Source organism: Pseudomonas capsici (assembly GCF_017165765.1).
GTDB classification, from domain to species: Bacteria; Pseudomonadota; Gammaproteobacteria; order Pseudomonadales; family Pseudomonadaceae; genus Aquipseudomonas; species Aquipseudomonas capsici.
The window spans coordinates 461,917-474,737 of record NZ_JAFGZD010000001.1 but is presented as its reverse complement, the minus strand read 5'-3'; the positions used below and the strand labels follow the sequence as shown (position 1 = coordinate 474,737).

The 12,821-nt window shown below is 57.7% G+C and carries 9 protein-coding genes; 4 read left to right on the top strand and 5 right to left on the bottom strand.

Annotation, left to right across the window (positions count from 1 at the left end):
* Positions 1-104: 104 nt before the first annotated feature.
* Genes JSY17_RS02010 through JSY17_RS02000 form a run of 3 tightly spaced genes read right to left on the bottom strand, consistent with a single transcriptional unit; the run spans position 105 to position 5,867 of the window.
* Complete coding sequence (locus JSY17_RS02010) at positions 105-3,239, bottom strand: CusA/CzcA family heavy metal efflux RND transporter (RefSeq protein ID WP_206401273.1); 3,135 nt, start codon at positions 3,237-3,239, stop codon at positions 105-107.
* Positions 3,240-3,263: 24 nt separating this feature from the next.
* On the bottom strand, positions 3,264-4,592 hold the full coding sequence (locus tag JSY17_RS02005; protein ID WP_206401272.1) for an efflux RND transporter periplasmic adaptor subunit: 1,329 nt from the start codon (positions 4,590-4,592) through the stop codon (positions 3,264-3,266).
* A gap of 39 nt (positions 4,593-4,631) precedes the next feature.
* On the bottom strand, positions 4,632-5,867 hold the full coding sequence (locus JSY17_RS02000) for a TolC family protein (RefSeq protein ID WP_206401271.1): 1,236 nt from the start codon (positions 5,865-5,867) through the stop codon (positions 4,632-4,634).
* A 315-nt stretch (positions 5,868-6,182) separates the two neighbouring features.
* Here JSY17_RS02000 and JSY17_RS01995 point away from each other — a divergent pair, with 315 nt between their 5' ends.
* From JSY17_RS01995 to JSY17_RS01980, 4 genes are all read left to right on the top strand, one after another.
* Positions 6,183-6,857 (top strand): heavy metal response regulator transcription factor, encoded by a 675-nt coding sequence (locus JSY17_RS01995; protein ID WP_206401270.1) that lies wholly within the window; start codon positions 6,183-6,185, stop codon positions 6,855-6,857.
* Complete coding sequence (locus tag JSY17_RS01990) at positions 6,854-8,221, top strand: heavy metal sensor histidine kinase (RefSeq protein ID WP_206401269.1); 1,368 nt, start codon at positions 6,854-6,856, stop codon at positions 8,219-8,221. Before JSY17_RS01995 ends, JSY17_RS01990 begins: the two co-directional genes overlap by 4 nt.
* A gap of 237 nt (positions 8,222-8,458) precedes the next feature.
* Positions 8,459-10,132, top strand: a complete 1,674-nt coding sequence (locus JSY17_RS01985; protein ID WP_408636073.1) for a methyl-accepting chemotaxis protein — start codon at positions 8,459-8,461, stop codon at positions 10,130-10,132.
* Between the two features lie 70 nt (positions 10,133-10,202).
* Positions 10,203-11,396: an HD-GYP domain-containing protein gene (locus tag JSY17_RS01980; RefSeq protein WP_206401266.1), complete on the top strand. Its 1,194-nt coding sequence runs from the start codon at positions 10,203-10,205 to the stop codon at positions 11,394-11,396.
* Between the two features lie 80 nt (positions 11,397-11,476).
* Here the strand turns inward: JSY17_RS01980 and JSY17_RS01975 are convergent, their stop codons facing one another.
* Both JSY17_RS01975 and JSY17_RS01970 read right to left on the bottom strand, forming a co-directional pair.
* Positions 11,477-11,857: a RidA family protein gene (locus tag JSY17_RS01975; RefSeq protein ID WP_206401265.1), complete on the bottom strand. Its 381-nt coding sequence runs from the start codon at positions 11,855-11,857 to the stop codon at positions 11,477-11,479.
* Positions 11,858-11,949: 92 nt separating this feature from the next.
* Positions 11,950-12,783, bottom strand: a complete 834-nt coding sequence (locus JSY17_RS01970) for an IclR family transcriptional regulator (RefSeq protein WP_117180805.1) — start codon at positions 12,781-12,783, stop codon at positions 11,950-11,952.
* Positions 12,784-12,821 lie beyond the last annotated feature (38 nt).

Below are 12,821 nucleotides of genomic sequence, written 5' to 3'. Positions count from 1 at the left end.
GAGAACGTTACGTGAGCATTACCATTCTGTAATCACTCTATAAACCCTACATAAAAAAGCTCATGACAGTCACCCGCCATGAGCCTTTCTAGCAACTTGCCTGCTTATTCTTCTCGACGATAAGCCCACTGATAGAGGGCTGGCAAAACCAGCAAGGTCAAAATGGTCGACGACAGTATTCCGCCGATCACGACGGTAGCCAGAGGCCTTTGCACCTCAGCACCCGTACCTGTGGCCAGGGCCATGGGGATAAAGCCCAGAGAGGCAACCAGCGCGGTCATCAACACCGGACGCAACCTTGTCAAAGCACCTTCATGGATGGCTTTGGCCAGACTGAAGCCCTCTTCCCGAAGGTTACGAATGAAGGCAATCATCACCAGACCGTTCAGGACTGCAACACCGGACAGAGCAATGAATCCGACCCCGGCAGAAATCGACAAGGGGATGTCACGCAGCCATAGCGCCAGAATACCGCCCGTCAAGGCAAAGGGAATGCCGGTAAAGACCAGCAAGCCGTCCCTGAGGTTGTTGAACATCATGAACAGCAACGCCAGCACCATCAGCAACGCTACAGGCACCACGATTTTCAGACGCTGGGCCGCCGATTGAAGCTGCTCGAACTGCCCGCCCCAACTGGTCCAGTACCCCGGCGGGATCGTCACCTGCTCACCAATGGATTGCCCGGCCTCTTCCACGAACGAGCCAAGATCCCTGCCCCGTACGTTGGCGCTGACGATGACCAGCCGTTTGCCGTTCTCGCGACTGATCTGATTAGGCCCAAGGATCAGATCCAGGCTCGCCACCTGAGACAAGGGAATGAAGCCGATCTGTGAATTGCCGCTGACCGGGCTTGCCGGAACGGGAATCAGCAGGTTCGAGAGCCCGTTCACATCGGTGCGCAGCTTTTCGGACAAGCGCACTACCATGTCGAAACGGCGATCCCCGTCATACAACGTACCGGCCTGACGCCCACCGACAGCAATGGCAATGGCATCCTGTACATCGCCCATGTTCAAGCCATAACGGGCAGCCTTGTCGCGATCGATATTGATCGTCAGCACCGGCAGGCCGGTAGTCTGTTCGACCTTGACCTCCGAGGCGCCACTGACCTTCTGCAGCGTTGCGGCAATCCTGTTGGCCGTCTGATTGAGCACGTCCATATCATCGCCAAACACTTTCACCGCCACATCGCTGCGCACGCCTGAAATCAGCTCGTTGAAGCGCAACTGAATCGGCTGGGACAGCTCGTAGTTACTGCCCGGCACGCTGGCAGCGGCGGCCTGCAATTCGGCAATCAGTGTCTCTCGGGACTTCTTCGGATCAGGCCATTGGTCGGCAGGCTTGAGCATCACATAGCTATCGGAAATATTCGGCGGCATCGGGTCGGCGGCGATTTCCGCAGTCCCTGTCCGGGCGAACACGCGCTCTACTTCCGGCATGCGTTCGATGATGGCTTTCTCGAGACGCTGTTGCATGTCCACCGACTGGGTCAGGCTGGTGCCCGGAACACGCAAGGCCTGCAAGGCGAAGTCACCTTCACTCAGGCTGGGGATGAACTCACTGCCCATTCGGCTGGCAGCGACACCAGAGACGGCGATAACCGCAAACGCCATGCCGAACGCCAGGGTACGGTGGCCAAGCACCCAGTCCAGAACCGGTGCATAACGCTGCCGGGCCGTACGCATGACCACGCCTTCCTCTTCCTTCACCTTGCCGGTGACGAACATGGCAATGGCGGCGGGCACAAAAGTCACGGACAGAATCATCGCCCCCAGCAGGGCAATGACTACAGTAAAAGCCATCGGGTGGAACATCTTGCCTTCGACACCTGTCAGGGCAAAGATCGGCAGGTACACGACCATGATGATCAACTGACCGAAGATCAGCGGTCGCCGTGCCTCACGTGCAGCGGCAAAGACTTCATGGAAACGTTCGGAGCGGGTCAGCATGCGGCCATGGCGCTGCTGGGCATGAGCCAGCCTGCGAATCGAGTTTTCAACGATGACCACCGCGCCATCGACAATAATGCCGAAGTCCAGCGCCCCCAGACTCATCAGGTTGGCACTGACCTTGTTGGCAAACATACCGGTGAAGGTAAAGAGCATGGCCAATGGAATGACCATGGCGGTGATCAGGGCCGCACGAATGTTGCCCAGAAACAGGAACAGGACGGCGATGACCAGAATCGCGCCCTCGATCAGGTTCTTCTTGACCGTGGCAATGGCCTTCTCGACCAGATTGGTACGGTCATAAACCGTAACCGCCACGACGCCCTTGGGCAACGAACGATTGATCTCGGTCAGCTTCGCGGCTACCGCCTGAGAGACGCTGCGACTGTTCTCGCCGATCAGCATGAAGACCGTGCCCAGCACGACTTCACGGCCGTTCTCGGTTGCAGCACCGGAACGCAGCTCCTTGCCGATCACCACATCGGCGACATGGCTCACCCGGATCGGCGTGCCCTGCACATTGGCAATCACGATATTGGCGATATCGAGTTCATTGGCCAGTTGCCCCGGCGCGCGAATCACCAGTTGCTCGCCACCACGCTCGATGTAACCAGCGCCGACGTTGGCGTTGTTGCGCTCAAGGGCCACGATCAGGTCGTTGAGCGTCAACTTGTAGGCGGCCAGCTTTTTCGGATCGGGCGCGATCTGGTACTGCTTGGCAAAGCCGCCAATGGTATTGATCTCGGCGACACCCGGCACATTGCGCAGTTGTGGTTTGATGATCCAGTCCTGAATGACCCGCAGGTCAGTAGGCGTATAAGGCGTGCCATCCTCTTTCAGCGCCCCCTCCCTGGCCTCCACCGTCCAGAGGAATATTTCCCCGAGACCGGTGGAGACAGGCCCCATCATGGCATCGATATTCTCAGGCAACTGCTCCCTGGCAGTCTGCAAACGCTCGCTGACCTGTTGGCGGGCGAAAAACAGGTCGGTGCCATCCTCGAAAATCACCGTGACCTGAGACAACCCGGAGCGCGACAGCGAGCGGGTCTGCTTCAGGCCCGGCAATCCGGCCATGGCGGTTTCGATGGCAAAGGTAATGCGTTGCTCGGTTTCCAGCGGAGAAAAACCCGGTGCAGCGGTATTGATCTGCACCTGGACGTTGGTGATATCGGGCACCGCATCGATGGGCAGCTTCTGGTAGCTGGCAATGCCGAGCCCCACCATCAGCAGGACCGCCAGCATGACGACAATGCGCTGCTCTATGGCAAATTGAATCAGGCGTTCAAACATGGAAGAGTTCTCGTGCGTAGCGGATCAATGGGCATGCTCGGCCGAGCCCTTGCCCAGCTCCGACTTGAGGACGAAACTGCCGGCAGTTGCGACTTGCGTATCGACTGCCAGCCCCTTGAGCACTTCCACATAGCCGCTGTCGCTGCGCCCGAGCGTCACAGGCTGGACCTGGAACCCCTGTGGCGTACGCACAAAGACCGAAGGCTTGTCTTCAACGGCCTGGATCGCTTCTTCGGGAATGCTGACCGCGACCTCGCTGGTGTGAGCCGCCACCGCAATCGAGACAAACAGTCCGGGACGCCAGGCGCCCTGAGGATTCGCGAGTTTCACCCGCACCGTCGCGGCCCTGCTCTGCTCACCCAGCAGGTTGCCGACATAGCTCACCTGGCCCTCGACTTCAGCATTCATGTCCGGCGAACTGACTCTGACATTGCGCCCGACAATCACCTTGTCCAGATCCTTGGGCGTCACGCCAAAAGTGGCCCAGACCCGGGACAGATCCGAGAGCGTGAAAACATTACTGCTCTCGCTGACCACTTCACCAAGCCCCAGATGCTTTTCAACGACCACAGAATCGAAAGGCGCAACGAGTTCGTAACGATTGCCGGTGGCCTTCCCTGCCGCGCCCATGGCACTGACTTTCTGCCGGGCATTGCTCAGGGCGATTTCCGCCTCCTGCAAGGCCTGACGTGCCTGCTGGTAATCCTGCTCGGCCGATATCTTGTCTTCCCAGAGTTTTTTCTCGCGCTGGAATGTCAGACGGGCCAGTTCAACCCGACGCTGCGCCGCACTCAGCTCACTGCGCTGTTCCGAGACCTGCTGACTGGCAATCACCGCCAGGACCTGGCCCTTTCTGACCTGCTGGCCAAGATCGGCTTTTACCTCCTCCACCACACCGCTGACTCTTGGCACCACATGTGACGTGCGATCTTCATCGAAACGGATTTCACCGGGGAACGAGATGGAGGTACTCATCCGGCGAGAGGCGGCAACGCCCAGCTCAATGCCTGCCGCCTTGATCTGGGCCTCGCTCAATTCCAGCGCGCCTTCTTCATGGCCCTCCTCTCCATGACCTTTTTCTCCATGGCCCTCCTCTCCATGACCTTTTTCTCCATGGCCTTCATCGCCATGCTCGTCCTTTTCGGCCGCTTTGCCTTTTGGCTCATCCCCGTGATCGTCATGGCTTTCCCCTTCATGGCCTTTTTCCTGGCCGTGAGAGGATTCCTTTTCATCGTCATGGGCGTGTTCGGAGGAGGCATTGGAGAAAGACTGACCGCCACCCAGGGTCAGACTGCCCAGGCCAATGAGAACCACCACTGCCGCCGCAGCGGCAATGTTGCGTTTGTTATTCATGAAGACTCCTGACGGGCCATTGTCGCTGGCCACCGCTGGCTATTTAAGTTGAGTGAGGAAACGGCCCGAGTCGCCGTAAATGCGTTCGATGACGACCCGTGCATCAGCCGCACGGGCCAACGACTCCAGGTACTGGCTGCGTGCAGCAATCAGGGTGCGCTGTGCATCGAGCACTTCCAGGAAACCGAACTTGCCCATTTCGAAGCCGCGGGTTGCGGTGTCGACGGCCTGCTGGGCGGCAGGCAGGATGACTCTGGTGAACGACTCGGCCTCCTGGGCCGCGGTGTCCCATTGATCGACCGCCAGTTGCGTCTGGGTGCGCAGCTTCAACTCCACGGAATTGCGCAGGTCACGGGATTGATCGGCACGCCGCGCGGCGGCCAGGACATTGCCCTGATTGCGGTCGAACAATGGAATCGGCACGGAAAAACCGACCACATTGACCCGCTCACGGTCTTCACGGCTGTATTGGCTGCCCACACTCACGGTGAGGTCAGGAATACGTTGCGCCTTCTGTGAACCCAGTTGCGCCTCGCCCAGTGCTATACGGGTTTCGGCCAGACGCAGCTCGGCGGTCTGCTTGATTTCGTTCAGCAGAGTTGGCCCGTGAGGTGCCTTGCCCGGCGACAGGTTCGGGGAGTACAGACGCTCGAAAGAGGTCTGCGACTGGCCCATGATCTGAGACAGCTCGCGCCAGGCAGCCGATTTGGCGATCTGCGCCTGGCGCACCTGCAGACGGGTTTCGGCCAGTTGCACCTGAGCCCGGGTGGCTTCTACAGGCGAGGACTTGCCAGCCTGGATCCGGCCCTCGGCAACCTTGAGCCCTCGCTCGGCCAGTGCCTGGGACTCCAGCGCAAGATCCAGTCCTGCCTGGGCGCGCAACGCCGCGTAAAAGGCCTGAGTCACCTCGCTACGCAAGGCATTGCCACGTTGTTCAAGTTCAAGCGCAGCGACATCCTGAGCCCGACTGGCGACATCGACCCGAGCGCCCCGCTTCCCACCCAGCTCCAGCGCCTGACTGATGGCGATGGTTGTGGTGCTGGTAGCCTTGCGGGTGTCTTCCATCTCCCAGGACAGCTCGGGATTGGGTATCAACCCGGCCTGCTGGCGTTCCCCAAGCGCGATATCGATTTCCCTGCGAGCGGCAGCCAGATCCGGGTTCAGGGAAAAGGCCGTGTCCAGAGCGTCGGACAGCGTGATGGACTGTGTTTGTATCGCCGTCGCGCTCTGGCTGAAAACCGCCAGGAACAGCACACAGGCAAAGCCGATTTTCATTCTGCCGGGCCTACTGCCCGGTGAGCCGTTCAAGATTCGATAGCCGCGCACGTCGTACTTCCCCACTTGCATGAATCCGCGCCTGAAAGGCGATTGCACCGGACAGCACGAGCTGCCGGGATTGACGCAGGGACTTTAGGGAATGGCAGTTATCGGCGGGGTTGCTGGAAAATTACAATTTCGTTATCTGAAAAAAACGCGGCGCTTTGGCCTTAGAGTAGGCACCACATCAGCATTGACTCTGTAGTCGCTACAGACTTCAGAATCCCTTCTGCTCCAGCATCTACTGATTTCATTCAAACAGGATATTCAACCATGCGAATCCTTGTGGTCGAGGACGAGCCGAAAACTGCCGAATACATGCACCAGGGCCTGACCGAAAGCGGTTATGTAGTCGATGTTGCCACTACGGGTATCGACGGCCTTTGCCTGGCCCAGCAACAGATCTATGACGTGGTCATTCTGGACATCAATCTGCCGGGCATGGATGGCTGGGATGTCCTGGCACAACTTCGCAAGACCAGTAATACACGGGTCATGATCGTCACCGCACGCGGCCGTCTCGACGAAAAGATAAAGGGCCTGGAATCGGGAGCCGACGACTATCTGGTCAAGCCGTTTGAGTTTCCCGAACTGCTGGCCCGGATTCGCACCCTGATGCGCCGTAGCGAGCAGGCCAATGTGCCTCAGGTGCTGCAAGTGGCCGATCTGGAACTCGATCAGGGTCGCCACCGGGCATTCCGGGACAAGCAGCGCATTGACCTGACCACCAAGGAGTTCGCACTCCTGCATTTGTTGATGCGCCACAGCGGCGAGGTTCTGTCGCGTACCCAGATCATTTCTCTGGTATGGGACATGAACTTCGATTGCGACACCAACGTGGTAGAGGTTTCCATCAGGCGCCTGCGAGCCAAGATCGATGATCCGTTCGACAACAAGCTGATTCATACCTTGCGCGGCGTGGGTTACGTGCTGGAGTCCCGGGAATGAAACCCACGCGGCTGTCCATGCAACTGGGGCTGACCGTCAGCCTGATGTGCGCCATTCTGGTGATCGTCATGGCGACGCTGGCCTCGCTGGCCATCTCGCGCCAACTGGATCTGCGGGCCAGCAACAGCCTTGAAGAAAAGCTCAAGCAGATCGAGCACAGCCTGACCGAGACGGCCAGCAGCGCAGATATCATGCTCAACCCCCATAATCTGCGTGACCAGATCATGGGCCATGACGATTTCAGTCTGGCGATCATCGATCCGGCCGAGCCGACACATGTGCTGTTCAGCATGGGCCCTGCGACGGCAGAACAGATTCTGGCCATGAACGCCAACAGCCCGGACACCGGCAAGGTGCTGATAGCCTCAAGGCTGGTGACATTGCGCGACAGGCAGCAAGTCACCGTGCTGCTGTCGCTCGATCGGCAAAGCGATATTGCCTTGCTGCACTCTTACATGACCTCGACCCTGATCGCCTTGCCGCTGATTCTGCTGCTGGTTGGCGCAGTCGCCTGGTGGGTGGTGCATCGCGGTCTCAAGCCGTTGCGGGCCTTTCGCAAGGTGGCGCAGATGATCTCGGCCCGGGATCTGACGCATCGGGTCAAGACCAGCGACCTGCCCGATGAACTGAGCAATCTGGCCCATGCAATCAACTTCATGCTGCATCGCCTGGACAGCGATGTTCAGCAGTTGACCCAGTTCTCGGACGATCTGGCCCATGAACTTCGCTCGCCCATGAACAACCTGATGGGCAAGGCCCAGGTGACGCTCTCCCGGGAAAGACCGCCCGCCGAATACAAGCTGGTGCTTGAATCCTGTACCGAAGAGCTGGAGCGCATGTCACGCATGGTGTCTCAGATGCTGTTTCTGGCCAGCGTCAGCCAGCCGTTGGCCCCCATCGTCTTCAGCCGGATCGATCTGGATGAAGAAGTGAGCAAGGTCGTGGAACTCTTTGCCTTGTCAGCCGAGGAAAAGAACATTGCCCTGCAGGTGACAGGTCGTGCCCGGATCAATGGCGAACGCCTGATGATCCAGCGCGCCATCTCGAATCTGCTTTCCAATGCCATCAGGCACAGCCCTGAAGGCAGTACGATCAGCATCAGCCTTGAACAGCAACAGGGCCAGGTTTCACTCAGCGTCGGCAACACCGGAGAAGGCATCGAGGCCGAGCACCTGCCACGCCTGTTCGACCGTTTTTACAGAGTGCATGCCAGTCGTTCGCGGCATCAGGGTGGCACCGGGCTGGGGCTGGCAATCGTGCGTTCCATCATGAGCCTGCATGAAGGCCATGTAACCGTGCAAAGTACACCGGGTACTTATACCCGCTTCAATATGATATTTCCCGCCACAGAACAAACCGTTTAATTATTGACGGCAAATAAATGACGAAGTATTAAGTATTACCATTTACTTTAAAATGAAACTTTATAACCCTCCAAAGCGATAGACAGTTAACCTCGAACTCTCTATCGCTCCCTCGCGTCTGGATTCAGGAAAACTTGAATTAATAGATTCAATTGATAATGGATTTATGCAATAAAAGTTTTCTGTTCTCACTATATTTTTTTCACACTACAGCATCTACAGTGATATCACGTTGCCATGCAGCACGTTGCTGGCTGCTGCTCTATAGTGAGCAAAGAGGATCCAAAAATGAAAACAAGAAACATTCGGTTGAATACCCGCGCCTTTCTCAGTTTCGGCATTATCTGCCTGCTTCTTATAGGCTTGGGGACAACTGTCATCTACAAGATGAACAGCCTGCATGATGCCGTGAGCAAGTTTCAGACCGACCTGCTGCCCAGCGTAAGGCAGGCAGGCAGGATCGAAAGCGCTGGCCTGCTCTACCGCCTGGATGCCAGGCGATTCGTGATGGACGAGGAAAGACAGGGCAGCGCCTCCATCGACAAGTTGAAGGGCCTGAAAAACGCCTTGATTCAGGTGACCGACAGCTATGCCCCCATGGTATCGAGCGATGCAGAAGAACAGGTTTATCGTCAGGTCAAAGCCAATGTTCAGGCCTATACCTCGAAGATCGATGAGTTGATGGAACTCAGCAAGACCAAGACCAACAACGAACTCTTTGTCTTTATCCGCGACACCAGCAGCCCACAGGCCAAGGCATTGCAATCATCTATAGAGGCCTTGATAGAGGTCAATGTCAAAGTAGCGGAAAAGTCGAGCGACACGGCCAACCATGCCTATGAAAACGGCTTGAAAGTCACCATCGCCTTTATTGTTATCGCCGTTATCCTGACAGTACTGGTCGCGACCGTGTTTACCCGCAGTGTTGCCCGCCCGGTCAAGGCTCTGCTTGAAACCACTAAACGTATTGCCGAAGGTGATTTGCGTACCCAGGTGGAAATTACCGGTGCCGATGAACTGACCGAATTGCAAAGTGCAACGGCAGCCATGCTCGCCAGCCTGAAAAGTACCATCCAGCACATCTCCGACTCCTCCGGCCTTCTGGCTTCGGCGGCAGAGGAAATGAGTTCGATCACTCAGGAGTCGACCAATGGCATCCAGCGTCAGTCCATGGAAACCGAGCAGGCGGCCACTGCCGTCAATGAGATGACGGCCGCCATCGAGGAGGTTGCGCGCAATGCGGTATCGGCCTCGGAATCCACCCAGGCTTCGGAACGCTCGGCCAAGACCGGCCAGGAATGCGTCAGCAAGACCATAAACGCACTCGAAAAGCTCAGTTCTACCGTCGACCGTACCAGTACGGAGGTCGAAGGGCTGGCCAATCAGGCGCAGAACATCACCAAGGTCCTGGACGTCATCCGCGCCATTGCCGAACAGACCAACCTGCTGGCGCTCAATGCGGCCATCGAAGCCGCTCGCGCCGGTGAACAGGGTCGCGGCTTTGCAGTGGTTGCCGACGAAGTCCGGGCACTGGCTCACCGTACTCAATCCTCGACTCAGGAAATCGAGCAGATGATCCAGGGCATCCAGAAAGACTCGACCCTGGCCGTGCAGTCCATGAAGCAGAGCAGTGAAGAAGCCGACGCAACCTTGCTGATCGCCCAGGAATCCGGATCCGCGATAAAGGAAATAACCACCGCCATTTCCCAGATCAACGAACGCAACCTGCTGATCGCCACAGCCTCCGAAGAACAGGCCCATGTGGCGCGATCCGTCGATCAGAACCTGGTCAGCATCAGGGATCTTTCGGTGCAGAGTTCTTCGGCTGCCGATCAGACCTCAACCGCCAGCCAGGAGCTTTCGAGGCTGGCTGTCGATCTGAACCGACTGGTTTCCCGGTTCTCCGTCTAACGAACTCGTACGAACTGTCCAGGGATGAATGTTCTGCTGATTCACGATCAAGCCAAAGCAGGTATTTATCGTGCTCAAACACATTCCCGTCACCGAGCTTCGCCTCGGCATGTATGTACACGAACTGTGCGACTTGCGTGCCGACCACTCATTCTGGACCAGCAGCTTTCTGCTCAAGCATGAAAGCGATCTGCAACGCATACGTGAATCCAGCATCACACAGCTATGGATCGATGGCAGCCGGGGGCTTGATATACAACCAGCCGCCACCTCCGAGACCTGCACGACCGTTAACCACAATCAGACTTGCGCACTGGAAGAAGAGATCGGTTACGCACGGGAGCTTTGCACTCGCTCCAAAGCCGCAGTTGTCAGAATCTTCAGCGATGTCCGCATGGGCAGGATTGCAGAGCTGGAAGACATGGGTGAGCTGATCGACGATATTTCCGACTCCCTGGCCCGCCATCCCGATGCCCTGCTCAGCCTGGCCCGCCTGAAAACGGCGGACGAATACACCTACATGCATTCGGTCGCGGTGGGCGGATTGATGATTGCTCTGGCCCGCCAACTGGCATTGCCTGAAAGCCTGGTCAAAGAGGCAGGCATGGCTGGTCTGCTGCATGATGTCGGCAAGCTGGCGATACCCGCGGCCATTCTCGGCAAGCCCGGCAAACTCAACGACGAAGAATTTGCAATCGTGCGCAAGCACCCGGAAATCGGCTGCCAGTTGCTGGGTGAAAGCAAGCACTTCAGCCCCAGGGTGCTGGATGTCTGTCTGCATCACCATGAACGCTTCGATGGCAGCGGCTACCCCGACCGACTCGCCGGCTCACAGATCAGTCTGTTTGCCCGGATGGGCGCCATCTGCGACGTCTACGACGCCATTACCTCCGATCGCCCCTACAAGGCCTGCTGGAGCCCCGCAGAATCCATCAGCAGAATGGCCGAATGGACCGGGCATTTCGACGAGAAAATATTCCAGGCCTTCGTCAAATGCGTCGGCATCTACCCGGTAGGCTCACTGGTACGCCTGGAAAGTGGCAACCTGGGCATCGTCATGGAACAGAACAAGACCTCACTGCTGACGCCCAAGGTCAAAGTGTTCTATTCCGCACTGTTCAAGATGCCCATCGCCCACACCCTGATAGACCTCTCTACCCTGGTCGGACAAGACAGGATCATCAGCCGCGAATGTGCCAAAACCTGGGGTCTCAAGGACCTGGACCATTTGTGGGCCGGAGTGCCCGAGAGCGTGGCGCATTGAATCCTTGACGCGCAGGAGCGAATTCATTCGCGAGAGCCCCGTATGAATGACGTCTCGCGAATGATTCGTTCCTGCAGGCGTTATGCCTTGGCGGCCATCGCGGTCACTTCCACACGCATGCCTTCGACCGCCAGAGCTGCCACGCCGACAGCGGCACGCACTGGCCAGGGCTTGGCGAAGAAACGCTGGTAAACCTCATTGAATGCAGCACGGTCGGCCATGTCGGTAAGGTAGATGGTCAGGTGCAACACGCGGTCCATGGAACTGCCTGCACGCTCCAGCGCCACTTTGAGTGCCTGCAAGGTGCACTCGCTTTGCTCGACGATACCGCCCAGCTCCAGACTGCCATCAGCGCGGGTAGGAATCTGGGTGGAAACCAGCAAGCCACCAAAACCGGCAACGTCGGAAGAAATGGAAGTCGGATCGGGATCGGGGATGAAGGTAATGTCCTGGTTGGCCATGGGGATCTCTTGATCGGGTAGTAAAGTCTGGCGCGTGGTGTCGCGCCTTTTCGCGCTGCAGTTTACACACTTCAAAAAACGGCATGGAGACTCTACCCCAGCCCGAACACTTGACTAGGCCGCCTCAGGGACGGATCAAACGGGTTGATTTTTGCGGTGATGGCACTGGCTTCGCGCTTGAGCAGTTCGACAACAGTCATGAGACGGTCCGGCCCCAGCCGGTCGCTGATGGTCGCCACGCTTAACGCTGCAACTGCGCGGCCAGTGCGGTCGAGGATGGGAACGGCAAGTCCTGCCATCCCGGGCAAGGCCCCGGTATTACGGGCGGCATATCCCTGACGCCTGACATTTTCGACTTCCGAACGCAGGAAGACTTCATCGTACAGATGGAAATCCTTGAGTCGCGGCAGGTTGTAGCGAATGACGGTGTCGCGCTCCTCCTCTGGCAGGAAGGCCAGAATCGCCAGACTGCCCTGCCCCACGCCCAACGCGACACGCCCGCCGATATCGCCCGTGAAGGTGCGGATGGGATACGGCCCTTCGCTGCGGTCCAGGCAGATGGCATCAAAACCGCTGCGCGCCAGCAGAAACAGTGAATCCCCCAGAGACGCCGACAGCCTCAACAACCCTGGCCGTACCAGATCGCGCAGATTGCCGGCATTACCGGCCTTGGCCGCCAGGGCGAAGAACTCGATGCTCAAGCGATAACGTTTGCTGAGCACGTCCTGCTCGACCATTCCTTCATCCATGAGGCTGCGCAACAAGCGATGAGTCGTGGGCTGGGAAAGGCCGACCTGCTGAGCCAGTTGCGTGACCCGCTCACCACCTTCAGGACATTCGCCCAGACAACGCAGCACGGCAAACAGTCGGGAAACAGCGCCTGTACCGACTTCTTTTGAATCTTCATTCCGATCAGTGGAATTCATTGTCCATTTTCCAATCTTTAAATTCATTAAATGAATAA

Bases quoted from the DNA above. Each gene is read 5' to 3' on its own strand.
- JSY17_RS01990 (WP_206401269.1), top strand. From the start codon at position 6,854: ATGAAACCCACGCGGCTGTCCATGCAACTGGGGCTGACCGTCAGCCTG.
- JSY17_RS01975 (WP_206401265.1), bottom strand. From the start codon at position 11,857: ATGGCCAACCAGGACATTACCTTCATCCCCGATCCCGATCCGACTTCC.
- JSY17_RS01970 (WP_117180805.1), bottom strand. From the start codon at position 12,783: ATGAATTCCACTGATCGGAATGAAGATTCAAAAGAAGTCGGTACAGGC.
- JSY17_RS01995 (WP_206401270.1), top strand. From the start codon at position 6,183: ATGCGAATCCTTGTGGTCGAGGACGAGCCGAAAACTGCCGAATACATG.
- JSY17_RS01985 (WP_408636073.1), top strand. From the start codon at position 8,459: ATGCAGCACGTTGCTGGCTGCTGCTCTATAGTGAGCAAAGAGGATCCA.
- JSY17_RS02010 (WP_206401273.1), bottom strand. From the start codon at position 3,239: ATGTTTGAACGCCTGATTCAATTTGCCATAGAGCAGCGCATTGTCGTC.
- JSY17_RS02000 (WP_206401271.1), bottom strand. From the start codon at position 5,867: ATGAAAATCGGCTTTGCCTGTGTGCTGTTCCTGGCGGTTTTCAGCCAG.
- JSY17_RS02005 (WP_206401272.1), bottom strand. From the start codon at position 4,592: ATGAATAACAAACGCAACATTGCCGCTGCGGCGGCAGTGGTGGTTCTC.